Raw genomic sequence first — 24,111 nt, 5'->3', positions numbered from 1 at the left:
AATCCGCCCCGAAGTGCCGCAAAGCCACTGCCTGCACATGTTGATGGGAGCTGGCGCCCAAGCTTTTGACGAACTGGTTCCGGGTTGGCGCGACGAAATGATTGCACGAGGCGCGGTGGCTTATGACGCGGGTGCAGATGTTGCAATGCGGGTGGCCTCAGGGTGGTTGCCGAAGGTTGAAACTGGCATAACCCTTTATGGCGCTTCTCGCGGGCTCATCGAAAACGCGCTGCTAGCAGTGTTACGCGAAGCCCGCAATGTGACGATTCAAACGGTCCAGCGCGTCGTCGGGCTTGAGGTCTCGCGGGATGGCGAAAGCGTATGTGGTGTAAGGTTTCAGTCGACCAACGGCGCTTTACAAGTTTTGAACAATGCTGATGTGGTCGTGGATGCCAGCGGTGCCGCCTCGCGTCTGCCACGCTGGCTTGCCCAAGTTTATGGTGAGCGGCAGCAGATCGCCCGGACCGAAATCGCACCGGGTCGGCAATATGTTTCACGTTGGGTGCGGCTGGCACCAGATCAAACTCCGAAATGGCAAGGCCTTGCGTTGGCGCCGATCCATGGACGTGCAGGAATGATGATGCGGGCAGAGAACGATCTGTGGGGGGTTGTGCTGCAATCTCCCGAAGATGTCCCATTGCCGACCAATGACGAGACCTTTCTTGCGTCGGCGGCGATGCTACCAGCCGCAGAATTTTATGACGTACTTAAACGCGCAGTGCCGGTGACGCCCCCGCATCTGTTTGGTCGCACCGCAAATCGCCGTCGACACTACGAACAATACTCTTTCTGGCCAGACAATCTGTTTGCAATTGGTGACAGCGTCTGTGCGCTTGACCCCTATGCCGGGCTGGGTATGACGGCGGCAGCCCGAGGTGTTCAGTTGCTGCAAGGTTATCTGGATCAGCCAGACCGTATCACAACCAACACGGCAAGCCGCTTCCAGTCCCAACTTGCCCAGCATAACCAGTTGCCCTGGATGATCGCAACGAACGATTGGACAACGGCCGCGTCGCAACCCGGTTTGGCGGATCAAATCAACAGCCTTACACGGGCTGCCCCTTTTGATCCTTCTTTGGCCATAATGTTGTTGGAACTCCAGCATATGCTGCGCACACCGGAAACCTTAACAAATGAGGCTGTTTCATGAAAATTGCTGTATTGGGCGGCGGAACGGCCGGTTTCATTGCTGCAGCCCACATGACTCGCTATTTCCCGAAGGCTGAGCTGTGGCACATTTACGATTCCCGCATCCCGACAATCGGTGTCGGAGAAGGAACAACACCACGCTTTCCTTTGTGGCTGGACGAGGTCACAGGCATCGGACCAGACGAACTGCGCGCGCGTTGTGGCGCGACAGTAAAGCTTGGATCACACTATGAAGGATGGGGATCACATAGCACGGATTTCGTGAACAGGTTTCAGCCACCGCGTCTTTTCGGATACCACTTTGACGCCGGTCGTGTGACAGGGATTATCAGTGATCATGTGCGGGCAAAGCAGCTTGATGCCCGCGTTGTGTCCCTAGAGGCTCTGCCCGGTGGCGTAACCATCGGTTTTGAGGACGGCAGTCAACTGGACTGCGACTATGTGTTGGACGCGAGGGGATTTCCTGCGGGGGCTTGGACGCAAGCACCAGAAGATCCCGAGATCATTCGCATGGATTGGATACCTACGGGCCGCGCGATGGTGCGCCGTCTGCCCCCCAGTACCGAAACCAGCATGTCCCGTTTAGTCGCCCGACCACATGGGTGGATATTCCAAATCCCACTGCGGGACTGGACCTCCTGCGGGTATGTCTTCAATCCTTCACTCAGCAGCGACGAAGACGTTCTGGCGGATTTCGATGTTTTTCTCAAAGAAGAGCAGGTCGAACCAACGGAAATCCGTGTTCGCGTGAGTTTTCCGAACTTCATGCGCCGCAACTGGTTTGATGGTCGTATTTTCACCATTGGCAATGCCGCGTCATTCGTCGAACCACTTGAGGCCACGGCCATCGGTGCCACGATCATGCAAGTCCGCATCGCGCAGCGCTGGATGACGGATCACCACCCGCAAAGCGCGCCGGACGTGGGTGCCGTGGAACACGCAAACCGGACTATGCGCTCTTATGTCCTGCGTAACTCACTGTTTATTACCTGGCACTACGCGCGTGGATCGCGATGGGACAGTCCGTTCTGGAACTTGGCGTCCCGCAGTCTTGAGCGCGCGCGCGGGCATGACTACTTGGCGGGCCATATGAATGCGATGACCGATTTTCTGGATGTTGGGCGCGACTTGCCCGGCACAGAAATCGGGACCTGTACAGAACAGGAAAAGTGGGAACGGGAAATACTGCCGAAGCTGACGAAATTCATCCCGTTTGGCAACTTTTCGGAACTCAATTTTGCACAAGTCGGCCATGGTATAGGATACTATAGTGCAAACAAAATGTCGGTGGGTGACAGCGCAAATGGCTAACGTACAGACGTCTTTTGTTCCTGGCTTCCAATTGTCCGAGACTCTCTATGAAAGCACCAATTCGTTCGTGTTCCGCGCAACGCGCAACTCTGATGGTGAACGCGTTGTCATAAAAATCCTCAAAAGCGATTTTCCCAGTGCCAGCAGGCTTGCGCGCTTCCGCAGCGAGTTCGAGATTACCAGCGGCCTGAACCTACCGGGCGTGATCAAAGCTCTGGACTTACAGCGCCATGACAAGTCGCTCATGATAGTTCTGGAGGACTTCGAGGGAATCTCTGTTGCGGATCTGTTGTCGTCCCGAGCGCTCTCACACGAAGAATTCCTTGAGACTGCTATTCAGATTGCCCGCTCTGTTGACGGCATTCATCAGGCGCGCGTGATCCACAAGGATATTTCGCCTCAAAACGTTCTCATCAATCCGGGAACTGGCGAGGTGAAACTAATTGACTTCGGGATCGCAACGCAGTTTTCGACCGAGCACCCGATTCTGAAAAGTCCCGAGGTTCTGGAAGGCAGTTTGCCCTATATTTCGCCCGAACAAACCGGGCGCATGAATCGAACGCTTGACCATCGCACTGACTTCTATTCGATGGGCGCGACCTTCTACGAGATGCTCACAGGTGTGCCGCCTTTCGAGGTTGACGACAAACTGGAGCTTGTACACTGCCACGTCGCTCGCGAACCTGTTCCGGCCCATAGGCGAAACCCGGACGTATCGCCAGCGCTGTCCAGGATTGTCCAGCGAATGATGGCCAAAAAGGCTGAAGATCGCTATCAAAGCGCTCTTGGCATCATTGCAGACCTTGAAGCCGTACGGCTTGGCGTCGATCTCGACCGGTTTGTACCGGGTCTCAAGGATCGTGCTGAGCGTTTTACGGTCCCTGAACGGCTGTATGGTCGCGATCACGAAGTGCACATATTGCTCGAAGCATTTGAAAGGGTACGTCATGGACCAGCCGAGATGATGCTGGTGTCCGGCACTTCAGGTGTCGGAAAGACTGCTCTGGTGAACGAAGTTCATAAACCGATCACCCGGGCGCGTGGCTATTTCATCAAAGGTAAGTTCGAGCAGTTCAAGAAAAACGACCCATATTCGGGCCTTACGGTCGCCCTGCAGGACCTGGTACGGCAATTGCTTACTGAAAGCCAGACGCGTCACGCGACCTGGCGCAAGGAACTCAATGACGCTTTGACGCCGAACGCATCGGTCCTTCTGGATGTTGTGCCGGAACTTGAGTTGATCATCGGGCCGCAGCCTGCTGCACCAGAGCTGGACGCCACAGAGGCCATGAACAGGTTCAACCAAACCGTTCGCCGTTTTTTGCGCGCGCTTTGTGCGCACGACCGTGTTGTCGTCCTGTTTCTGGATGATCTACAATGGGCCGACGGCGCGACGTTGGGGCTTTTGAAGGTTGTTTTGACCGACGATCAGATTGGGCGGCTGCTTTTGATCGGATCGTATCGCAGCAACGAAGTGGACGCGATGCATCCCATGTCGCGGGCACTTGAAACGGTGCGGGAGGCTGGGGGGCGTCTGTCCAATTTATCGCTCGCCCCGCTGGGTGTGCCCGATATCGTAAATTTGATTGCGGACACGTTTCATTCGGACGCTTCACAGGTGGTCGAGCTGGCGCAACTCGTGGTGCAAAAGACCCAAGGCAACCCGCTTTTTACACGGCAGTTTCTGATGGACCTGCATCGCGAAAAGCTGATTGTACAAAAGACAATAGACTCCAACATATCCACGAAATGGACATGGGATATTCAGGCGATCCGCGCGGTACAGATCACCGACAATGTGGTCGACCTTTTGTTGGAAAAACTGCGCAGGTTGGAGCAGGGCACACAATCCGTCCTGCAAACTGCGTCCTGTATGGGCAACCGTTTTGACATCGACACACTCGCGCTGATCTTGAAAATCGAACCTGAGGAAGCGTTCGAATGCCTGCTGCCGGCCATTCAGCAAGAGATGATCCAGCCGCTCTCTGATCTGGTCGTGACAGAGACGGATAACGTCTTGTCCCCGCTTGTCGTGCGGGACTTTGAGTTCCAACATGACCGTATTCAGCAGGCGGCCTATGATCTAATCGACACTGATCGTCACAGCGTCCATCTTGCCATTGGGCGCCAGCTCAGAGCCCGGTTGACAAGGGAAGAGTTGAATGACCGAATTTTTGAAGTTGTCGACCAACTCAACATCGGGCGGGACAGAATGGAAGACCGTGCCGAGCAGCTCGATCTTGCGCATCTTGACCTGATTGCCGCACGCAGGGCTTTTGACTCGGCTGCCTATGAGGCCGCGCTGTCTTTCGTTAACGTCGCGTCAGAGCTTTTGGGTCCGGACGGCTGGGACGAAAACTATGAGCTGATGTTTGAAGCTCAGCGCCTGTCCGCAGCGCTCGAATACTTGACCGGCAATTTCGAGCGATGCACCGAAATTGTGGCCACAACGTTGGCACACGCACGAACTGACCTTGAAAGGGCGGAAATCTACTTCACGCGTATTGCGCAGCATACTTTGCTGATGGAATTCGACGAAGCCATTGATGCTGGTATCAAGGCCCTGGAGCTTGTCGGCGTCCAGATGAGCCTCGACAATCTGGAGGAAGCCGGCCAAAACGCGATCGGCCAGGCTGCGGCGATGCTTGGGGCCACAAACCCGGCGGCGCTTTTTGACAATGCAGACGTCGACAGCCCTGAAATCGCGCTGGCGCAACGCTGCTTGCGGCATCTGACCATCGCAGCGTTCCTGAACAACCAAGAGCTTTTCCCGCTGATTGTCGGCACCTCGGTACAATTGTCTTTGAAGCACGGTAACGCGCCGGAATCTGCACTGTTTTTCGCCAATTTCGGCCTGATCATCGGCGCGTTCATGGGCAAGTACCGCGAGGGTGCGGCTTTCGGTGAGCTGTCCTTGCGGCTGTGCGACAAGTTTGGTGCACGTGCCCCGACAGCAACTGTGTGCCTGGTAACCGGGGTGGAGCTTATCCCGTGGGTGCAACATGTACGTAATGCGATACCCGTGATCGAACGGGGTTACCGCGAGGGGATGGATTCAGGCGACATTCTATGGGCGGGTTATCTGGTAATGTATCGCGTCGTGATTGACAGCTTCGCGGGCAAACCGCTTGAAGACGTACTGGATGCGATGCCAGCCCAGTTGGACACTATCCAACGCGCTCAAAACCATGGTGCTGCTGCTGGTATTAACGCGTATCGGCTGGTGCTTTCAACGCTGGCGGGACGAACGCAATCCAGCACTGATTTTTCCACCGAAGATCTGGACGAAGCAACATTTCTGGCCGGGTGTGAAGAGAACCAGATGTCCATGGCCATCTGTTTCCATAGAATTCTAAAAGCCCAAGCCCTTTATGTGTTCGGACGACCGCAAGAAGCACTTGCTGAGACGCGTTTGGTGGAGCCGATCCTCAGCTTTGTCGTCAACCATCCCTGCCTTGCCGACCACCTTCTCTATCAATCGCTTTCGATCGCCGCGCTTCTTCGGGATGGCGAGCCCGATCCCGATATGCAAAGCCGTCTGGAAGCAAATCACGAAAGGCTGAACCAATGGGCGGAGTCCGGTCCGGACAACTTCCTGGCTAAAACCCTTATGGTAAGGGCGGAAATTGCGCGCCTGAACGGCAATGATGCGGATGTGCTGGACCTGTTGGACGCGGCCATTGATGCAGCACAGAAGGGTCGGTTTCTACAGGATGAGGCTCTGGCGTGTGAACTGGCCGCGCGACACGTGATTGAGCGGCGCCCCAGTGCTCGGATCGGTTCGATGTACCTACGCGATGCGCGGCATGCCTACCGTTTGTGGGGCGCGCATCGCAAAGTGGAGGAGTTGGAACTGGAGTTCCCGCAACTCCTCACCGAACATCGTGATCGTCGCGCAACCACGCAACAGATCACTGAAAGCCTGACCTCAACTACCGAAAAAACGACCAATCTATTTCTGGGACAGGACCTTGACCTGAATACGCTGCTGAAAGCGGCTCAGGCGATCTCAGCGGAAGTGGTACAGGGTCGGCTTCTGGATCGGTTGCTTGGAATTCTGATCGAAAACGCCGGTGCTCAACGCGGCGTGCTTTTGCTTGCACATGGCGACGAACTGATGATCGAGACAGAGGTCAGCGTTACATCCGAGGTTGGTACATTCCAGCATCCCGTTCCTCTCGATTCCGACCAAGGATCGAGAATTCTCCCGACCAGCGTAATCAATTTCACAGCGCGAACGCACGAGGTCGTTCTGGTGGACGACGCTCAGCTTGACGAGCGCTTCATGGTTGACCCCTACGTTCAGCAAAACGAAACGCGTGCCGTTCTGTGTCAGCCTATCCTCCACCTGAACGAATTGATTGGCCTGGTCTATCTGGAAAACAACCTGGTGAGTTCGGCCTTCAAACCGGAACGAGCGCAACTGCTGTCGCTGCTGTCAGGACAGATTGCCGTTTCAATGCGCAATGCTGAGATCGTTGAACATCTGGAAGAAAAAGTTCGCGAGCGAACCGAGCAGCTTGAGGTTCACGCAAAATTTCTTGAACAGACGTTCGGTCAGTTTCTTGCCACGGAAGTTGTGGACCAGTTGTTGAAATCGGCGGATGGAGTGGACTTCAGCGGGAAGAAAACCACGGTTACCATGTTGATGTCAGATCTGCGGGGGTTCTCGACCCTCTCTGACGAGTTGCCGCCGGAAAGCATCGTGGCAATGCTGAATACATATCTCAGCGAAATGACCAACGTCATCCAGAAATACAATGGCACAATTGATGCCTTCATTGGCGACGCGATCTTGGTGGTGTTTGGCGCACCCTTGCAACGGCCCGACGATGCTGACCGCGCTTTGGCCTGTGCGCTGGAAATGCAGCAACGGATGGGTTGGGTTAACGAATGGAATACCAGAAACGGCTTCCCGGAAATCGAGATGGGCATCGGTCTGAACACGGGTGAAGTCGTCGTTGGCAATATCGGTTCTGATAAACGCGCCAAGTATAGCGTTGTGGGTAGAACAACCAACCTGGCTGCAAGGATCGAAAGCTACACTGTCGGTGGCCAGATACTGATCGCAGATAGTACGCGCGAAGCCGTCAAAACGCCTATTGAACTAGGAGCGATGCGCACGGTTGAACCCAAAGGTTCTGGCGATCCTTTGAAGATTTATGAATTGCTTGGCATGGGGGGCACCTATGCGATCACCCTTTCATCGCAATCTGTGGAGATGGCAGACATAAATTTGCCCGTTGCGCTCTCGTACAGAGCGGTTGTCGGTAAACAGGTTGTGGGTATGGCGCAGCACGGCCAGCTTCTGAAGCTTTCCCCCGTCGCAGCGTGCATACAATCCGAGACAGCACCAAAGCCTTTCAGTGATCTTCAGCTCCAGATCAAGTGGCAAGGCGGGTCTGACAGCAATCTGACGCTTTATGCTAAAGTAATGGACCAGCATCACGACGATGGTTGTTTTATGGTGCGCTTCACTGCGGTGTTGCCGGATGCGCGCGCGGCACTTGACGAGATAATTGAGAAAAACAGAATGTTTCGCAAAAGTTCCTGAACTCTTGAGATAGGTTCGACGACTGGATCCGTGGCAAAGGTTTAACCGTTTGCGTTTGCACGGTTATGCGGACTGAAGATGCAGCATTGCAACATCCAATCGAGTTTCCGGTTTGGGTCGCCAATCTGTTCGAATTCGCATTGAAGCTGCGGGCTCTAAGAACGACATCGCGGTCTCACAGATTAATGCGCATTGTGCCGTTTAGAACGAGAATGAACTCATCAGAATCTTCATGGTTATGCCAGTTGAACTCGCCTTTTGCCACCCATCGAACTGCGATACGGTTTTCATACTTTAATATTCGGAAAAGTAGAGAGCTTCTCTTCTAAGCTTACTGCATCACCGGTCTTTTTTGTCTCCTTTTCGTCAATCACCGCCAAAAGCGGTGTTTCGATTGATGCGTTTCTGTTGAAGTAGAGCCATTCTAGCGAGAGTGCTGCTCACGCCGTCTTCTCGGCAATCTATTGCTCTGCGCCATACATTTGCATCAGCAATAGGGTCTTGTAAGAAGAAGTTGGGTTTAGGCGGGCGAGGGGCTGTCGTACCTCTACCCATGATCAAAAAAGTCGCTGTTCAAATACTTCAATGCCTGTCCCGAAATCTTCCATTTGCCGGTGACGCTGTGCATTCGGTTTCCTCTGTCTCTTCGAAATGTAGAAGGCCTGCTGCATGAATGTGGCATCGAAGTTACCCAAGTTGGTAAACAGGATGCACTTGAACCACGCTGCCGCCGAAAGCCGGATCTGACTGTTCTATCAACATTGAGGTAATGGACAGAGCGAGGGGCTGGACGAGGGGGTAAAGCCAGCCCCTCAACCTCGGGGGTCTCGGAGTTGTGTGTGGTAGCTCCGTTAACTCAAACCTAACAAACGAGGTGTGGCCACGATATTGGGGATTCCCCGTAGCGGTTCGATTTGATCTTTTGACACAACTCAAACAGGACAGGCGTATAGTATTCGCTTTTCCAGGTCCCTACCCCCCCACGTGCGCCATGCTTCCAGCTTACGGACTAGCAGCGAACTGCAGAGCGAGTTCAAGAGACTCCGGGCCTAGCTCGCGCAGCGAATGGCGGGTTCGGTGAGCCACACCGCAGCATCGTAGGCTACAGGTCAATGACAGTTTTGGGCCGTCTTTGTCGGCGCCGGATGGTTCCTAGGACATGGATGCTGCAACGCCTCCGAAGTCCGGAAAGAGCCCATACAAACCGTTCATTCTTGACCGCCGGCACCCTTTTTCGCCAGTCTCGAACGAATGATATTTGTTGGGAGCGTTGTCATGAAGCGGTTTTCGCGAACATTTCTACTGTTGCTATCTCTTCTAATAGGCACTGTCGCCTCAGCTCAGGACAAGCCCAATATTGTCTTCATATTTCTCGATAATTTTGGATGGGGTGAGCCAGGGTTCAATGGCGGTGGAATAATTCGTGGCGCGGCCACTCCGGAAATGGACGCACTGGCCGCTGAGGGCTTAAGGCTTACGAACTTCAACGTTGAAAGCCAGTGCACTCCCTCCCGTGCGGCGACTATGACCGGTCGTTACGGCATTCGGAGTGGCAACCATACAGTCCCACTTGGAGGTGGCGTCTACGGTCTGACCCAGTGGGAGATCACAATGGCCGAGATGCTCAAGGAAGTAGGGTATAACACGGCCATGTACGGCAAGTGGCACCTTGGTTGGACCGAGGGGCGCTATCCAACCAGCCAAGGCTTCGACGAGTTCTACGGTGTTGAGACCACTGATGTCACAGTCTGGCGCTCGCTTCCAGGCTTTGCCGAAGCCGACATGGAAGAACCGGTTGTGATGCAGGGTGTTGCGGGCGAACCGGCGACAGTAGCACGCGACTATGATCTGGATTATCGCGGTGAGATAGATGGCGACCTAACAAAGAAAGCCATCGATTTCATCGAAGCCAAGAGTGGGGAAGATGCACCATTCTTCATCTATCTTGCATACACGCAGACCCACTATCCAAACATCGTGTCCGAAGAATTTGATGGCGCTACTGGAAACGGCGTCTGGGCCGACATTCTACTTCAAACAGATAGCTATATCGGACGCATCGTTGATGCGATTGAGGCGGCAGGCGTTTCCGACGACACCGTGGTGATATTTACTGCTGACAACGGCCCCGAAGCTCTTCCGGTTGGAAACGCCAACGTCTCGCCGGTTCCTGCGGTACATGGTACAGCCGGGCCTTGGCGCGGCACTCTGTTCACCAGCCTCGAAGGAAGCATGCGCGTGCCCTTCGCCATCAAGTGGCCGGGGAAGATTCCCGCGGGTTTAGAAAGCAATGACGTTGTTCACTCGATGGACCTTTATCCAACACTGGCGGCATTCGCAGGCGGCAAAGTGCCGGAAGACCGGGCTTTTGATGGCATTGACCAGTCCGAGTTCTTTCTGGGCGTCCAACCGACATCGAACCGAGAAGGCGTGATCGTTTATATGGGCGAACAGATATTCGGTGTAAAATGGAAGGACTGGAAAGTTCTGTTCAAAGAGAACACAACGGCTTTTGGTGCGACGGAATCTTTCGACACACCAAGGGTCTACAACCTTCTGAACGATCCCCATGAGCGCGAAAGCGTGCTCTTCCCACATACTTGGGCGGCCGAAAAGGCGTTGCCGCAGTTACAGGAGCATCTCGCTACATTCGAGGAGTTTCCTCCGATCCCCCCGGGAACGCCTGATCCCTACGAACCACCCAATGACTGAGTGGCGGCTTTCGTCCGCAGGGCAGACATTCGACCAAACTCGACGAACAACCGCTTCGAACCCAAACCCACAGGATGCTGCATGCTGCTCGAATGACAGTGAGCGCAGAAAGCGGACTTTGCAAAGTTCAAGTCGTTTCACGAGAGCAGACCATCATTCACTGAACGGCATTGGCAAAACTCGTCCCGATCTACAGTTGCCTTGAGAGCTGGATGGAGCGAGTGCATTCGGAATTTCCGAGGTCATACTTCCGAATGCTGCGCCTTCACCAATTCAAAATGTCAGTCGCGCTCGTAACCCAAGAACTGTCACTGCACCGTCGCTTGAGTTGAATGCAGGATTATCCAAGTACTGTATACTTGGCGTAATTGCGAAGTTCTGAGCGACCTGCCAGCGATAGAATGCTTCGATAGCGACTTGGTCTTCATCTGATTTGGGCGGGCGACCCCAACTAGCTCCAAGTCCCACTTCACTCGCGCGGAAAACACCCTTCGTAATACCAGCGGCTGCGTATCTTTGGTACGGCGTGCTGGCATCTTCGTTTGCCCATGCGAGTCGGGCAAAAGTTCCAATGCGCGAATTTTCGAACGTATAGCTGCCGGTTAGGCCGGCACCGAAATTGTCATCGTCGGTGTGCCAAAGAGCTACGTGAACGTTGTTGAACAAAAACGAAGCATCGGACACGCGTTGATCGGTCCAACCGAACTCAAGAGCTTTGAAGTAGTCGCCATCACCAAGAGTATCAAAGCTCAAGCTATCGTATTGCCCATTGGCATCCATAACCATGCCCAAAACATAGAAGTTGGTGCGAGGAATGCCCATGTACCCTGAGATTCCAAACGAACCGGCTGACGGATACCCAATAGTAGGGTTTAAGATAATGCTGTTGTTCTGAAACGACGTAAGGTTGTCGGAGTATGGCGTAATGTCGAACTGCGAGAACGCACTCATGTAGCCGACATTGACCTCAATTGGGGCATCGCCAACGTCTAATCGCTGACGCCATTTCAAGACTGTGATCCCCCATTGTTGATTAGACCAATCCGGTGCGCTCGTTCCGACCCAACCAAAGTTGGCTGCCAGCGCTTCGGGATATTGTAGGCCAGTACTAAGCTTATTAGTCGTTCGGAACTGTGACGGTTTCCAGTTACCTTTCTTTCATTGACGCGAGGCCGTTGAACGGCAGCATTGAGCTCATTGTACGAGTTGTCGGGGGGATGAAAATGTCTGCCGGAATCCATGCTCGCGCTGCCCGCTTACTTGAACCGGATTGAAAACTTTGCCCGACCAGATTTAGTTGGCAGAAATCGCGCATTTCGCCGACTGAAACAGAGGACAAACACGTGAACGGGATAGAACCGATCAATCTGCAAGAAGGCATTCGCTCCCGTCTGGTGCAAGGCGTGAATGGCCTGACCATGCACATCCTCGAAGCCGGGTATTCCGACCCGTCTCGTCCATGTGTTTTGCTGCTGCACGGCTTCCCCGAACTCGCCTACAGTTGGCGAGGCGTCATGAAAGGGCTGGCCGAACAAGGCTACCATGTCGTCGCACCAGACCAACGGGGTTATGGGCGCACATCTAATTCAACCACGGAATATGGCTCGGACCTCCGTCCGTTCTACATGCTTAATTTGGTTCGCGATGCATTGGCGCTTGTTTATGCAATCGGAAGAAAATCCGTCTGTGCGGTGGTCGGCCACGACTTCGGTTCGCCAGTCGCCGCATATTGCGCCTTAGTAAGACCGGATGTTTTCCGATCCGTTGCTCTGATGAGCGCGCCTTTCGACGGCCCGCCGCCGATTTCCGAAACCGATGAAGTCGATATGGCTGCGGGCCTTGCGGGGCTTTCTCCACCCAAGAAGCACTACCAGCACTACAACTGCACGCCAGACGCAAACGCCGAAATGCTTGAACCAGAAACGGGATTATCGGGCTTTTTGCGCACCTATTTCCATGTCAAAAGCGCCGACTGGGCCAGCAACAAACCATTTGTGCTGAACGGTTGGACACCTGACGAATTGGCCCGGATGCCGTCGTACTACATCATGGGGATGGACGACAGCATGCCAGAGGCTATCCGTCACCATGCACCGACGAGGAGCGAGATCGATGCTTGCCGCTGGCTCACGCAAAACGACCTTGAGGTCTATGTTGAGGAGTTCGGAAGAACTGGGTTTCAGGGAGGACTCAACTGGTATCGATGCAGCTTTTTGCCGGATCATCAAAACGAGCTACGGCTTTTCGCCGGTCGAACAATTGATGTTCCCTCTTGTTTCATCGGCGGAGCAAATGACTGGGGTGTCTATCAATCGCCCGGTGCACTTGAGAGAATGCAAAGGAGCGCTTGTACCGACATGCGGCTTGTCGAACTCGTGGACGGTGCAGGGCATTGGGTTCAGCAGGAAAAGACATGCGAGGTTGTCCAACTGCTGATAACTTTCCTCAAAGGCTAGTGCGCCTTCGAGAAATGAAGCAGAGTAACCGCCAAAAATTACCGCTTGGTCCGCAAACTGGAGCTGCAAAGTCTATTTGGAAGGTCTGGTTCGGGCTGCCGTCAGTCAATCACGCATACCACAGAGAATGACTATTTCGAGCGTCGATGCAACAATCGCGTCAGGCCGTGCAAATGAAGCGGTATGTCAATAACCGACGTTCATCCAGAGCAAGAAGTTGGTTCTGAACCATATCGCGGGCGATGTCCCCAAATAGAATCTGTGTCGTAACCGGCATGGTGCTCTTAGACTTGGGCTTCGAAATTCTCGCCTTAAGCCATTCAAAACTTTCAGTCGTCGAGTCGTCTTCATCCAATACCTTAAAACCCGCATCTTGCAGAAAGCCGACCATTTCTTTCGGGGTTGCGAGATAACTGATCGAGGCGTCCATAGCCCACGGCATCGGATAAACGACGTCACCACCTTCGCCCTGTAGTATGTCGTAAATTCCAAATCGTGCTCCCGGCTTCAGAACACGATGCGCCTCTTTGTACACCGAAAGTTTGTCCGGGATGTTCATCGCGACATGAACCGTTACCGCGCCGTCAAAACTGCTGTCCGAAAATGGGAGCTTTGTGGCATCTCCCTGAGTAAACGTGGTTTGTTCATTGAGACCGACCCAATCTGAAATGGTTTTGGCTGCGTCGCAAAACTCTTGCGTCAGATCGATGCCGGTAACCTTAGCGCTTGCTTCTTCGGCAATTGTTCTGGCCACCCCGCCCAGGCCACTACCAATATCAAGCACATTCGAACCTGGCGCTAGCTCCAGTTTCTCCAATAGCTGTAAAGTCGCCTGTCTGCCTCGAAAATGGAACTCATCAACTGGTTCAAAGTCAGCAGCGCGCAATTTCTCCGGGTCAATGCCCTCGGCCTTCAGGCTATCAGCTATCTGGTCGATCAGTCTGCGGCTGCGACCATAGTGGTCGGAAACTTGCTCTCTCATTCTCAGCCCCTGTTGCCAATCATGTTGAATGCTACTGAATGCCCATCAGATCAAAATTCGCGGAGGGTCGGCGGGCACTCAAGTGCTCAAGGTAGAGCTTCGAACCAGTCGAGCACCGCGTCCCGCCAGCCCTCTGGCACACCGTGCCCGCCTTTGGTGACTTTCAACCGTATGGAGCCTGCGTCACAGTCCACCCAATCCTTCTGCATCGAGTCATCGTCGCCAAAGCTGTTTTCCGCGCTACCGAAGCAGGCGTTCTCGCGGCGCCAGACATCCACGCCCTTCATGACGTTACCTTGGTGAAAATCGACACCCTCCCATGTCAGCTGTCGGCCTTCGAACGGCACCATTCGGTCTTTGAAGCCATGTACGTGAAATAGGTGAACTGGCGCAACGCACTCAGTGGTCATGGGCTCCCAGAATGCTCCAGCCGCAGCGGCAAAACCTTTCGCCAGCTCAGGCGCTTGGCACGCAGTATCCCAGACCATCGAGCCGCCGCGGGAGAAGCCGGCGATCAGTATCTGCGACGGGTCAATACCGAAGCGCTCCACCGCATCGGCGCGCACGGCGCTGAGAAAGGCGACATCATCGCGCGCCAGGTCATATCCGTCAGCCACACCCCAATCGAGGTCTTTGTCATTAATACTGGGCTGCCCGCTCGGCATTATCACAGCGTAGCCGCGCCGGATGAAAGGGTCGACATAAGCGGCATTCTGGATCATCGCCTTGCCAGACCGTCCATAACCGTGCAACCAAATGACGGCAGGCGGTTCATCCGGAACCTCTGGCAGGGCCACGTAGTACTCACCGCCTTCCAGTGTGCAAGGTGCATCTGGCGCGCCACACTCTCCATCAGAAGCGAGGACAGCGTTCGGCTTCGCAGCAGTAAGAACAATGGCAATACCGAGCGTCAAAATGCGGCTGCGCGTTTCCGGTCGCATCATAAGTGTACCTCTGTCGCTAGATCACAGAAATCATAGCACAGCGTTGCGCATCTCCGAATGTACCGGCCCGGATGTCTGGGAACACCTCTACTGTTTACTTCAGTGGCAACGAGTGATCACTCTGAACCCTTAACACCCGAATTCGCGCCGTGATATGTTGAGCATATCATCGATGCCGGGAAAACTTCATGACGCTGTCTGATCTTATTAAGCGATTTTATCACGAAGTATGGAACGCGGCGGACATCGACTGCGCCCGAGAAATCCTACACCCAGAGTTCGATTTTCGTGGGAGCCTCGGACCGAAACGCTCAGGGCCGGATGAGTTCATTCGTTACATGGAAGAAGTTCGAGCGGCTCTTCCGGATTTTCAATGCAATATCGTTGAAATCGTGGATGTAGGCGAAAAAGCAGCGGCACGAATGTCCTTCGTCGGCACGCACCATGGTAAATTCTTCGGGGTAGACGGAACGCAGCAACGGATCGAATGGTCCGGGGCGGCATTCTTTACATTGCGGGAACAAAAAATCGGGAGTCTCTGGGTTTTGGGTGACATTGATTCAATCAAGAGACAATTGAATGCCCACCCAAAAGTTGCGTTTCTTGATCCATAGGCATAGCGGCGGCTTTGGTTGCGAAGGCAGACCTCGACGTGACGCGCGCTGTTTGGTGTGTAATTTTGATAAATAAAAGTGACTATCCTGCGCAGGAAAGGACACGCTATGAAACTGAATAGTAAGTCCCGCCGTAACCTACTAGGCGGCATCACAGGACTAATTGGCGTCAGTTCGCTGGGTGCAAGAGCCGCTGCGGCTGTACTCACACCAGACGCCGCAGAAGGGCCATATTATCCGACGCCAGCCATGCGTAGGCCCGATATAGACAATGATCTCGTGAAGATCAAAGGACGTGTTGAAGAAGCCGGCGGCGAAGTCTTTATACTGCGTGGGAGGCTCACGGGGGCCAATGGACAACCCCTTGCCAGACATCGCATCGAAATCTGGCAATGCGACATGAACGGCAACTATATGCACCCGCGCGACCGTCGCAGTGCTGACTTTGACCAAGCTTTCCAAGGCTTTGGCCATGACGTAACTGACAATGGCGGGAACTACGTTTTTCGTACGATTAAACCCACGATCTACCCAGGGCGTACACCCCATATTCATGTAAAGGTGTTTGACGGAAATCGCGAACTGTTGACGACGCAGTTTTACATTAAAGGCCATCCGAACAATTCTCGCGATGGGTTGTTCAACCGTATGTCCAAGGCAGAGGCCAATGCAGTGTCAATGGAATTTACGCAGGGCGCGACTGGGCTTGAAGCGACCATCAATGTTGTCGTCTAGAGAGGAAGTTTCAGTTCGCTAAGTTTTAGTTGCAAAGCCTGATCATCAATGTCCGCTTTGGGCTGCACGCAGCCAACCATGCTGCATCGGTAAATGGCAACTTTGTCCGCGAGACAACCATTCGCAATCATTCCACTGAATGGCCACTACTCAACCAGAGATCGCTTCACATAACACACATTACATGCAATGTGCATTGGAAAGATAAGTCGTGTCGGAGTACGTAAATAATGGGACTGAATTATTGAGACTCGCCTACCATTGAATTCAACACCTTAAAATTTTTGCGCTTTTTGAATGTTTCGACGGTTCAAGCACTTCAAGCCTTCCTCAGACGGAAAGCCAGTGAGCCTCTTCGCAACCTGGAAACCGGCGCAGTGTGTCTTACTTGAGTTTAGTTGATCAGCAGAATGCCCTACCCCTGCACTCGGCCCAAAGCGGCCGTTGCCACTGGAACAAGTACGACGACGCGTCATTCACCAGCCCGGACATTCGTTTCATTTGCCAAATCGGGCAGCGGGCCCACGCGCGCTATTCGCCTGCATCCCGGGTCGAAAGCAACGAAAGACAACCGTGAAGTACGACAAACACCGAAACGAACGGCGTAACCGGGATGAGATCATGTTCGACAGGCTCAAGGACTGGCGGCGTGCGGCCACACGCTACGACAGACGCCTAAAAGGTCTTTCTATCAGCTATCGCTCTCGCCGCGACCGCCATCTATTGGTTATGAATCCTGATCCTAAGAGCCCCGTTGAAATCCCAGGCGACAATGGTGTTTGGATCACGTGCGATAACCGATCTACTCATGTGTTCATCTTATCCCTTCTGCCCTGACTGATACCCTCGCAAGTACTGGGAAACGAACTCCGTCAACTCCGCCCGGACCAAATCCGGTTCCAAGGCGACAAACCGCCCCTCCAACGAGAGCTTGACGATGCCGTGCACAGCAGAAAACACGGTTCGCGCACGCGAAGCCAATGTGTCTTCATCTAAGTTGGGGCTCAATTGCGACAACGGGCCGATAATCTCGGCAATGAGCACCGCGTGTTCTTCAAGGTGCCATTGCGGGACAGGTACTCCCGGTTGCATACGGTGATCAAACAATGCGGCCCACAGGTTCGGGTTCGCAGTACCGAAATCCAGATAAGATAACGCCAGCGCAAGAAGCTTGTCCTGGGGCGCGTTTTGTAACGCAGAGGCGGTCTGCAATGACGCATGCAAGCGTGCGAGTGTGCGAGAGTTGACCGCCAGGATCAGAAGGTCCAGATCCTCGAAGGCGTTATAAAGACTGCCGAGAGCACATCCGGCATCTTTTGTGACATCACGGGCGCGCAAAGCAGCCAAACCTTGCGTTTCAATGCGCTTTTCCGCAGCGATCAGGATATTTTTCTTTAGAATTTCTCTTTTACTTTTAGCCACTTAATCCTCTTGACTCCAAATTTAATGAACGACGTTCATTTTGTAATTGAACAATGTTCAGATTCGTTTCATAGTCACTTCATGAACAATGTTCATAAATGAGGAGCCAACGATGTTCAAACAGTTTGCCACTTTAATAAGAGGCCGGGCCTTTGAGGCGGCATCCGTCGTAACCGACCGCAATGCTCTGCCTATTTTGCGCCAGCAGATCCGGGACTGCGCCCATGCTGTTCAGATGTCCCGCAAGGCTGTTGCTGTCGCGATGGCCCAGAACAAACAGGAGGTTAAGCAGCACGAACGACTGACCCAACAGATCGTAGACCTCGAAGCCCGCACTTTGGATGCGCTGCAGAAAGACCGTGAGGATTTGGCAAGGGATGCGGCCGAGACAATCGCCGATCTCGAAGCAGAGCGTGATGTATCAACCCAGGCGCAGGCCCGGTTCGATACTGAGATCGCCCGCTTACGCACCGTCCTGCGCGAGGCTGAAACCCGGTTGCGGCAGCTGCAGCGTGGTCAGCGCCTTGCCACGGCCACCGACAAAACGCAGCGCCTGCAACAAGTGGCACCCGACAGCGGATTATCCACTTTGCGCGAGGCTGAGAGCACCCTTCAGCGTTTGCAAGAACGTCAAAGCGAAATGGATGCCACAGCGCGCGCCATGACCGAGTTGGAAGCGACTGGCTCGGCCGAGAACATGCGCGACAGGTTGGCCGAAGCAGGGTGCGGTAAGCCTTTGCGATCAAGCACTGATGACGTGCTCGATCGCCTGAAGAAAAAGGTGAAGAAATCTGACAAATCGAAATCGAACTGACGACCAAACTGAATTTAACCGACAAAAAGCTGAAAGGAATTGATCCATGAATACCGAAGAAAACCTGAACCTGCCGCAGTCCAACGCCTGGAACATGTTCACTATTGGTTCGTTCATTGTCGCGGCAGCGATGATGGCCGGCGGCATCTACTTCCTCGAAGCCAGTTTTGCTGCAAAAGGGTTTTACTCCATGTCTGCGCTGATGTTGGTGCACACCACCGTTTCGATCACAAAAACCCTGCGCGACCGTGAAGAATCGCAACGTCTGCACAACCGGATCGAAGACGCAAAAACCGAAAAACTGCTGAAAGAAGTCGGCGAGAATATCGCTGCTTAAACAATGACCTCGCGCACAGACAGGCGCGTTCGGCTGGGGGTGGCACCATTTGCTGCCCCCAGTCTTAACGCGTTGAACAGGACCCTGTCAGTCGGCACGGAAAAACGATCCGAGACGGCTGCGCATGTACCCGGATCATCTGCCAGCGCTGCTGCAGGCCATCCCACCAAGCCACGTGCAGTAGCTTGCAACCAGGATCGATAAAACGCCCGGCCTGCCTCAATCATCGACCCGTTTTCAGGCCAGTGGAATAGTGCGATTGCCCCTGCTTCACGGCTGCGCGCAGCCTCTCCCGACAGGTGTGGACCAAGGCCCAGAACCGACAACAGGTCATAAAGCCTGCCACCCAGAACGAATGGCGCTAACCTTGCGGTTGTTGCATCCACGACAAGCACCTCTCGGTTCAAACCATCGGTGTGGTAGTTCGGATCGCCATCACGCAAACGCATCCAACTCAGCAACTCCGAACGAAAGGCTCTGGATCGCATAACGCGGGCTGATGCGATGTCGATTTGCTTGGCAAGCCAATCGATCTGGGCCGCATCTTCAACCAATGTCATGTGAGCGCTGCTCCAGTTCTCAAAAGCACCTTGAGGAGGAGGTGCAAAGCCCCCACGATGTGTCAGACGTTTCGACGTTTCCACGGCCAGCTCTGCATCCTCTGCGTCAGCGGTCGCCTTAGGAGTAATGCAGGCAATCTTGCGCAAACCTCCCTCCTCCGGCTCGTCTGATACGGTTACTTCTGCACCAACCCCGCGCGCAGCCAGGGCCAACACGGTGCCTTCCACCGCCGCACCACATGAGACTTCCAAATCGCGATCATTCGGATCACCAACAGGCAGGCGTCGAGACAGATCGGCGTAGACCTCTATGCACTCCGCAACCAGTCGCCATCGCGCTGGCTGTGAGTTATGCGCCGAAGGGGCAAGCATCGCCTGCGACACAATTTCTTCGAATTCCGTGCGGTCCACTACACCAACTCCTTGGAAAACAGATGCAGCCTGTGAAGCGGCGCAGCGCCGGCTTTTTCGGTTTGTCGCAGGCTGGCTGCATTTTCGTCAGCGATCCAAGTGCCACCAACGGTTTTGTATCCGGCGGCAATCATGTCTCGCGTCATCTCGCTCAGCATCAATGGGTTGACCGAACGACCTTGAAACTCTGGCATTACGCCCTGAAAAATGACCACTGCACGATCACGGCGAGCTTTGTAGCGGAGGTATTGAAACGGCAGGGACAAACATAATCGCGAACCGATCCGACGGAGCAATGGGTTGAGATCCGGAATAGCGATTACGGCACCCGCTGGAGCGCCGCGATAGTGCACAACCTTTGAAATTCGCGGGTCCATGATCCATTTCATGTCTTTGGCCTGAAAGTGGAATTCTTCGGCGGTTACCGGAACAAACATGGGATTGTTTTTGAAGCTGCGGTTCAGGATGGCACGCGCATCCTCAAGCCTTTCAGCAATGGTCGCGTGGGTGACGCGTACGAAAGAGAACCCTTGATCCAGTAACTGCGAGCGTTGCGCGTTGGGCAAGACTTCCGGGATCGGATTGGTATCCAGGCGACGCTCGAAGGTCGTCATGGGAAAGTGCGGCTGAAACCCATTTGCCTCAAGCAGCCCCGGCAAGTGCGGAGGCCCCCAAATCTGGTCGGTAAACGGTTGCTGATCGAAACCGCCCGTCATGATTCCAGCTTGTTGCATCGCAGTCAGGTTGAAGTTGCCAACCAGCCGGGTCATGCCTTTGGCACGAGACCAATTTTCTGCTGCTTGCAGTAAAACTGTGGCGACCTCGGGGTCATTTGCGCAATCAAAGTATCCAAAACACCCTCGCGCCTCATGGTGCAGGTCGTTCGACCCCCGATGAAGGTGAGCCGTGATCCGGCCCACGGGCTTGCCGTACCGTTTCACCGAGAAAAAAGTGAAATCCGATGCGTTGGAGAACAATGGGTTCTCGATTGACAAAAAGCGTTTCAAGTCCGCCATCATCGGCGAAACATATGGGGTGTCCGCGCCATAGGCGTGAAACGGAGCGGTGAAGAAACTTGAAAAATCCCGTTCCAGCAACTCAATCATGCTGGCCCCTCACTCACCAGAACCTGCGCCATCCTCTGGACCGCGCGCAAGGCGGTACCGGTGCTGTCCAAAGCCGCGATTTCGGGACTGTTGAGCATGACCAATTGCAGAGGGGTGCCAGACAAGAAAACCGCATGGGTTGCATCGAAACGCGAAAACAGCCAATTGACTTGTTCGTCATCCGTGGCCCCTAACTGTTGAACAGGTGTGGCCGTGAAGCTGGCGCGCAGTTCATTCAGGTTCATATCCGCCAAGTCCGCCTCGTCCACCAATATCGCGTCCGGAGACCCGGCAGCCCGTCGAAGCAACTCCAGGCTAACCTTTGGGCCGTGCCCCTCCGCATCGGCAATCTCACGAAGGGCGATCAACTGGCGATCCTCGATCCGCAAGGCAATCGCTGCTTGCCATATCGCCAACAGCATGAGCGAGGCCAAAACAATCGCCATAACCTGCAGACCGGACCGAATATCCATTGGCACAATTCCCGAGACGATCAGCGAAAGCAGAGCGGCCACTACAAATAGGATGCCAAAACCACGCAGAGTATCCCACGGTCGCAAACCGGATCGGTTCATCGCAATCGACAACCAGCACAGCCCCAGTACCGCCACTCCACCCAGCCTGACCGGCAGGTCAAGCGATGTCCCACGCATGAAATCCGTTGCCAGAAACGGCAGGATCAATAGAAATGACAGGCTTATCCAATTGATGGTTCTGTTTTCCGCATGTGACAGGCTGTCCCTATCGCGCCGCAAAACGAACAAAGCGACGCCACCTAATCCAAACAGTTGGAACAGCATCAGCCCCGCAAGTCTTCCAAATTCGATATTGCCAAACTGTAAAAGACCCAACAGCCCGAACGTCACAGCCCCCCACGCACAGAATTGTTTCAGCATCGGAGGCGCGTGGCGGCGCACAAGCCCCTCGGACAAAACAAGTGCCGTCAAGGGGATCAATGCCGCGCAGATGCTTGTGATCGCCGAAAAAAGCCACCCCCAGCCACCCCAGTGGCCAATCCGCGCCAGCATCAGGACGATCAGCACCCACAGGCAGAATTGAAACCGTCTGGCAATTTCCGGCCTCTGCACAAGGTTCTGAAGCCGCAACAACACGGTTGCTGCACCAAATGCCGCACATAGTGAAACCCAGGCATCCGCCAGAAAGGTCGCCGTATCTGTCATCGAGCCAGCAACCTTTCCATCTGTCGTCGAACCAACGGACGCATCAGCGCGGCAATAAAGCTTGGCAAGGGCCACTCGACCCTACCGGTGTGAGGGTTCAGGAACCAACCTCGGTAATCCGCGCCATGCGACCGCCCCAGAACAGCCTGAAGCGCCTCTCCTCCCATCAGTGTCCCTGCCATGATCACCATCGGCGCAAAGGACATACGGCTGCGGGTTCCGGCAATCACCTCACCTGCCAGAGCCTGATCAACGTGGTGCCGGGAGGACGAATGGGTCAGTACGTATTCCGCCTCGGCCATTGCTGCCGCATCTCGCATCACCGCGGTCAGCTCATTCCAGTTGGTGCCGCGTGTAGTGTAATCCATACGCTCCTCGGGCATCGGATCGCCCGGTGCTGTGACATAAACTGACGGCAACGGAGACGCATACGCGTCAATTACTGCGCGGCCCTTGGCCCGCGCAGTCCGATACAGCAGCAAGCTGGCGCCAAGATCGTCCGTGCCATTGACCACCACATCCGCGCTTTGAACCAGACGCTCCACATGGTCGGTCCAATCCGCCCCAAACACTTCTATATCAGCCTCAGGGTTGATTTGCAGACACTGATCACGGGTTGCCTGAGCTTTATCTTGATCGACGGTTTTCAGCGTCGCAAAAAGCTGACGGTTCAGATTGGACACTTCGAACGCGTCCAGATCAGCCAAGATCAACCGACCCACTCCGGCACGGATCAGGGTCATAATTGCACTACCCCCCATTCCTCCGGTTCCACAGACGAACACGCTGGCGTTGCGCAAATGGGTTTGTTCATCTTCGGAAACAAATCCGAGATTGCGGGTGGTGAACTCCTGATAGGTAAAGACCGTCATTTTTTTTGCTCAAGTGGTCTGAGGATGCCGAATTCGTGTCGCGTATCGGCCCATTGCCAGAGTGGCATCGCCAATCGCTGCAATACCGCCGCGAAGACAGCAAAGGTGAGGGCAGCTACTGATCCACGCGGAACCTCGCGACCGACATAGGACAGCGCTGTTGGCATATCCATTTGCCCCAACTGCAGGACGTCATCGCCCCGGTCATAGTCAAGCTGGTTCTCGCAGAATTCATTAACGACCTGATCGCGATGTTTCGGCGCATCTTCGTAGGTTTTCTTTAAATGATCCGACCCGCCCGTGTAGGCGTTGGTGATCACAAAGCGATCTTCGTCAAACCCCGCGTCAGGACCGACGCCAAATACATGACGGTGATGCCGCATGATGCTCCGCGCCAAATGCAGATGCAGAAGGCTACGCCGGTTCTGAGGTTCGGGCGGTGCCGCTGGAAAAACCCGTGCAAACCCCTGCCCGACCAGCCCCACCACCGCCGGGACTTGCGTCACATTCGAAACCCAGAGCGGACGCATACCGTTTCGAAGCAGGATCAACACACAGGTCAGACCATAGAGAACCCAACTGAAGCCCTGGCTGCGAAGGTCTGGATCAACCATCACCAATCCCAGGTGCAAGACCTCTTCGGATCGATGGCCCAAGTTTACATCCATCAACGCCAAGGCATTAAAGGCAACAGGGGTAATGTCATCCTTGCGCGAAATCAGAGTAATCACCGAATGTGCAAGCCGATCGCGATCTCCAGCAAACACGCCGTATTTCAGTTCCCCGGCCGGTAGCGTTTTTGACGCCACGCTCCGCAGATCCGCGACCAGAATGTCCAGCTCATCGCTTGGCATCCACAGGCCCGGACGTTCGAGAATGCGTACGCTATAGCCGCCCGGGATACCTAAACGAATATCCATGTAACGCTGCGAAGCCGCGTTGATAATTGCG

The 24,111-nt window shown here is 54.4% G+C and carries 18 protein-coding genes and 2 pseudogenes; 11 read left to right on the top strand and 9 right to left on the bottom strand.

The features are described 5' to 3' along the window. The first annotated feature begins 166 nt into the window (after positions 1-166). From GOX63_RS08205 to GOX63_RS08190, 5 genes and pseudogenes are all read left to right on the top strand, one after another. Entirely contained in the window at positions 167-1,150 is a 984-nt protein-coding gene (locus tag GOX63_RS08205; RefSeq protein WP_254435892.1) for a hypothetical protein, read from the top strand. Continuing rightward, entirely contained in the window at positions 1,147-2,460 is a 1,314-nt protein-coding gene (locus tag GOX63_RS08200; protein ID WP_170545457.1) for a tryptophan 7-halogenase, read from the top strand. Before GOX63_RS08205 ends, GOX63_RS08200 begins: the two co-directional genes overlap by 4 nt. Further along, positions 2,453-8,014 (top strand): protein kinase domain-containing protein, encoded by a 5,562-nt coding sequence (locus GOX63_RS08195; RefSeq protein ID WP_170545455.1) that lies wholly within the window; start codon positions 2,453-2,455, stop codon positions 8,012-8,014. Before GOX63_RS08200 ends, GOX63_RS08195 begins: the two co-directional genes overlap by 8 nt. A 569-nt stretch (positions 8,015-8,583) precedes the next feature. Continuing rightward, positions 8,584-8,706: pseudogene (locus GOX63_RS24220) on the top strand (IS6 family transposase); the annotation flags it as partial. A 583-nt stretch (positions 8,707-9,289) separates the two neighbouring features. Beyond that, a complete protein-coding gene (locus GOX63_RS08190; protein WP_170327482.1) occupies positions 9,290-10,726 on the top strand; it encodes an arylsulfatase in 1,437 nt (478 codons plus the stop codon). A 273-nt stretch (positions 10,727-10,999) separates the two neighbouring features. Here the strand turns inward: GOX63_RS08190 and GOX63_RS08185 are convergent, their stop codons facing one another. Beyond that, positions 11,000-11,809 (bottom strand): carbohydrate porin, encoded by an 810-nt coding sequence (locus GOX63_RS08185; protein ID WP_302477147.1) that lies wholly within the window; start codon positions 11,807-11,809, stop codon positions 11,000-11,002. 260 nt (positions 11,810-12,069) lie between these two features. On the opposite strand from GOX63_RS08185, the gene GOX63_RS08180 reads away from it, so the two are divergent. Beyond that, complete coding sequence (locus GOX63_RS08180; RefSeq protein ID WP_217356190.1) at positions 12,070-13,182, top strand: alpha/beta hydrolase; 1,113 nt, start codon at positions 12,070-12,072, stop codon at positions 13,180-13,182. Positions 13,183-13,342: 160 nt separating this feature from the next. On the opposite strand, the gene GOX63_RS08175 is transcribed toward GOX63_RS08180, so the two are convergent. Then, positions 13,343-14,164, bottom strand: coding sequence for a class I SAM-dependent methyltransferase (locus tag GOX63_RS08175; RefSeq protein WP_170327480.1), 822 nt, complete (start codon positions 14,162-14,164; stop codon positions 13,343-13,345). Between the two features lie 86 nt (positions 14,165-14,250). Continuing rightward, positions 14,251-15,108 carry an alpha/beta hydrolase family esterase gene (locus tag GOX63_RS08170; RefSeq protein WP_170327479.1) on the bottom strand — a complete coding sequence of 286 codons (858 nt, stop codon included), beginning with the start codon at positions 15,106-15,108 and terminating at the stop codon, positions 14,251-14,253. 188 nt (positions 15,109-15,296) lie between these two features. Between GOX63_RS08170 and GOX63_RS08165 the strand changes: the two genes are divergently transcribed. The 3 genes and pseudogenes from GOX63_RS08165 to GOX63_RS08155 all read left to right on the top strand — a co-directional run. Next, on the top strand, positions 15,297-15,722 hold the full coding sequence (locus tag GOX63_RS08165; protein ID WP_170327478.1) for an ester cyclase: 426 nt from the start codon (positions 15,297-15,299) through the stop codon (positions 15,720-15,722). Between the two features lie 108 nt (positions 15,723-15,830). After that, positions 15,831-16,457 (top strand): protocatechuate 3,4-dioxygenase, encoded by a 627-nt coding sequence (locus tag GOX63_RS08160; RefSeq protein WP_170327477.1) that lies wholly within the window; start codon positions 15,831-15,833, stop codon positions 16,455-16,457. 537 nt (positions 16,458-16,994) lie between these two features. Then, positions 16,995-17,190 (top strand): annotated as a pseudogene (locus GOX63_RS08155) (IS5/IS1182 family transposase); the annotation flags it as partial. Positions 17,191-17,276: 86 nt separating this feature from the next. Here GOX63_RS08155 and GOX63_RS08150 read toward each other — a convergent pair. Then, on the bottom strand, positions 17,277-17,879 hold the full coding sequence (locus GOX63_RS08150; protein ID WP_170327326.1) for a TetR/AcrR family transcriptional regulator: 603 nt from the start codon (positions 17,877-17,879) through the stop codon (positions 17,277-17,279). 112 nt (positions 17,880-17,991) lie between these two features. On the opposite strand from GOX63_RS08150, the gene GOX63_RS08145 reads away from it, so the two are divergent. Together GOX63_RS08145 and GOX63_RS08140 are read left to right on the top strand one after the other, a co-directional pair. Beyond that, positions 17,992-18,693 carry a PspA/IM30 family protein gene (locus GOX63_RS08145; RefSeq protein ID WP_170327327.1) on the top strand — a complete coding sequence of 234 codons (702 nt, stop codon included), beginning with the start codon at positions 17,992-17,994 and terminating at the stop codon, positions 18,691-18,693. 46 nt (positions 18,694-18,739) lie between these two features. Next, the gene (locus GOX63_RS08140; protein ID WP_170327328.1) at positions 18,740-19,030 is read left to right on the top strand and encodes a YiaA/YiaB family inner membrane protein; all 291 of its coding nucleotides are present in this window, start codon (positions 18,740-18,742) and stop codon (positions 19,028-19,030) included. Here GOX63_RS08140 and GOX63_RS08135 read toward each other — a convergent pair. From GOX63_RS08135 to GOX63_RS08115, 5 genes are read right to left on the bottom strand one after another with little or no spacing between them, the layout of a single operon-like run. Beyond that, positions 19,027-20,001 (bottom strand): hypothetical protein, encoded by a 975-nt coding sequence (locus GOX63_RS08135; protein ID WP_170545454.1) that lies wholly within the window; start codon positions 19,999-20,001, stop codon positions 19,027-19,029. The genes GOX63_RS08140 and GOX63_RS08135 overlap by 4 nt on opposite strands. Further along, positions 20,001-21,107 carry a GNAT family N-acetyltransferase gene (locus tag GOX63_RS08130; RefSeq protein ID WP_170327330.1) on the bottom strand — a complete coding sequence of 369 codons (1,107 nt, stop codon included), beginning with the start codon at positions 21,105-21,107 and terminating at the stop codon, positions 20,001-20,003. Before GOX63_RS08130 ends, GOX63_RS08135 begins: the two co-directional genes overlap by 1 nt. Then, a complete protein-coding gene (locus GOX63_RS08125) occupies positions 21,104-22,288 on the bottom strand; it encodes a hypothetical protein (protein WP_170327331.1) in 1,185 nt (394 codons plus the stop codon). Before GOX63_RS08125 ends, GOX63_RS08130 begins: the two co-directional genes overlap by 4 nt. After that, positions 22,285-23,160 carry a HesA/MoeB/ThiF family protein gene (locus GOX63_RS08120; protein ID WP_170327332.1) on the bottom strand — a complete coding sequence of 292 codons (876 nt, stop codon included), beginning with the start codon at positions 23,158-23,160 and terminating at the stop codon, positions 22,285-22,287. The genes GOX63_RS08125 and GOX63_RS08120 overlap by 4 nt, the downstream gene beginning before the upstream one ends. Beyond that, positions 23,157-24,080, bottom strand: coding sequence for a hypothetical protein (locus tag GOX63_RS08115; protein ID WP_170545451.1), 924 nt, complete (start codon positions 24,078-24,080; stop codon positions 23,157-23,159). The genes GOX63_RS08120 and GOX63_RS08115 overlap by 4 nt, the downstream gene beginning before the upstream one ends. Positions 24,081-24,111 lie beyond the last annotated feature (31 nt).

Origin of the sequence: Ruegeria arenilitoris (assembly GCF_013031355.1) — a bacterium.
In the GTDB taxonomy this organism is placed as follows: Bacteria; Pseudomonadota; Alphaproteobacteria; order Rhodobacterales; family Rhodobacteraceae; genus Ruegeria; species Ruegeria arenilitoris_C.
The sequence above is the reverse complement of the archived record's forward strand: the minus strand, read 5'-3'. Positions and strand labels throughout refer to the sequence as shown.

What these genes read in the sequence shown, in the direction of transcription:
- GOX63_RS08200 (WP_170545457.1), top strand. Translation starts at nt 1,147, where the DNA reads ATGAAAATTGCTGTATTGGGCGGCGGAACGGCCGGTTTCATTGCTGCA.
- GOX63_RS08195 (WP_170545455.1), top strand. Translation starts at nt 2,453, where the DNA reads ATGGCTAACGTACAGACGTCTTTTGTTCCTGGCTTCCAATTGTCCGAG.
- GOX63_RS08190 (WP_170327482.1), top strand. Translation starts at nt 9,290, where the DNA reads ATGAAGCGGTTTTCGCGAACATTTCTACTGTTGCTATCTCTTCTAATA.
- GOX63_RS08175 (WP_170327480.1), bottom strand. Translation starts at nt 14,164, where the DNA reads ATGAGAGAGCAAGTTTCCGACCACTATGGTCGCAGCCGCAGACTGATC.
- GOX63_RS08170 (WP_170327479.1), bottom strand. Translation starts at nt 15,108, where the DNA reads ATGATGCGACCGGAAACGCGCAGCCGCATTTTGACGCTCGGTATTGCC.
- GOX63_RS08165 (WP_170327478.1), top strand. Translation starts at nt 15,297, where the DNA reads ATGACGCTGTCTGATCTTATTAAGCGATTTTATCACGAAGTATGGAAC.
- GOX63_RS08160 (WP_170327477.1), top strand. Translation starts at nt 15,831, where the DNA reads ATGAAACTGAATAGTAAGTCCCGCCGTAACCTACTAGGCGGCATCACA.
- GOX63_RS08145 (WP_170327327.1), top strand. Translation starts at nt 17,992, where the DNA reads ATGTTCAAACAGTTTGCCACTTTAATAAGAGGCCGGGCCTTTGAGGCG.
- GOX63_RS08140 (WP_170327328.1), top strand. Translation starts at nt 18,740, where the DNA reads ATGAATACCGAAGAAAACCTGAACCTGCCGCAGTCCAACGCCTGGAAC.
- GOX63_RS08130 (WP_170327330.1), bottom strand. Translation starts at nt 21,107, where the DNA reads ATGATTGAGTTGCTGGAACGGGATTTTTCAAGTTTCTTCACCGCTCCG.
- GOX63_RS08125 (WP_170327331.1), bottom strand. Translation starts at nt 22,288, where the DNA reads ATGACAGATACGGCGACCTTTCTGGCGGATGCCTGGGTTTCACTATGT.
- GOX63_RS08120 (WP_170327332.1), bottom strand. Translation starts at nt 23,160, where the DNA reads ATGACGGTCTTTACCTATCAGGAGTTCACCACCCGCAATCTCGGATTT.
- GOX63_RS08115 (WP_170545451.1), bottom strand. Translation starts at nt 24,080, where the DNA reads ATGGATATTCGTTTAGGTATCCCGGGCGGCTATAGCGTACGCATTCTC.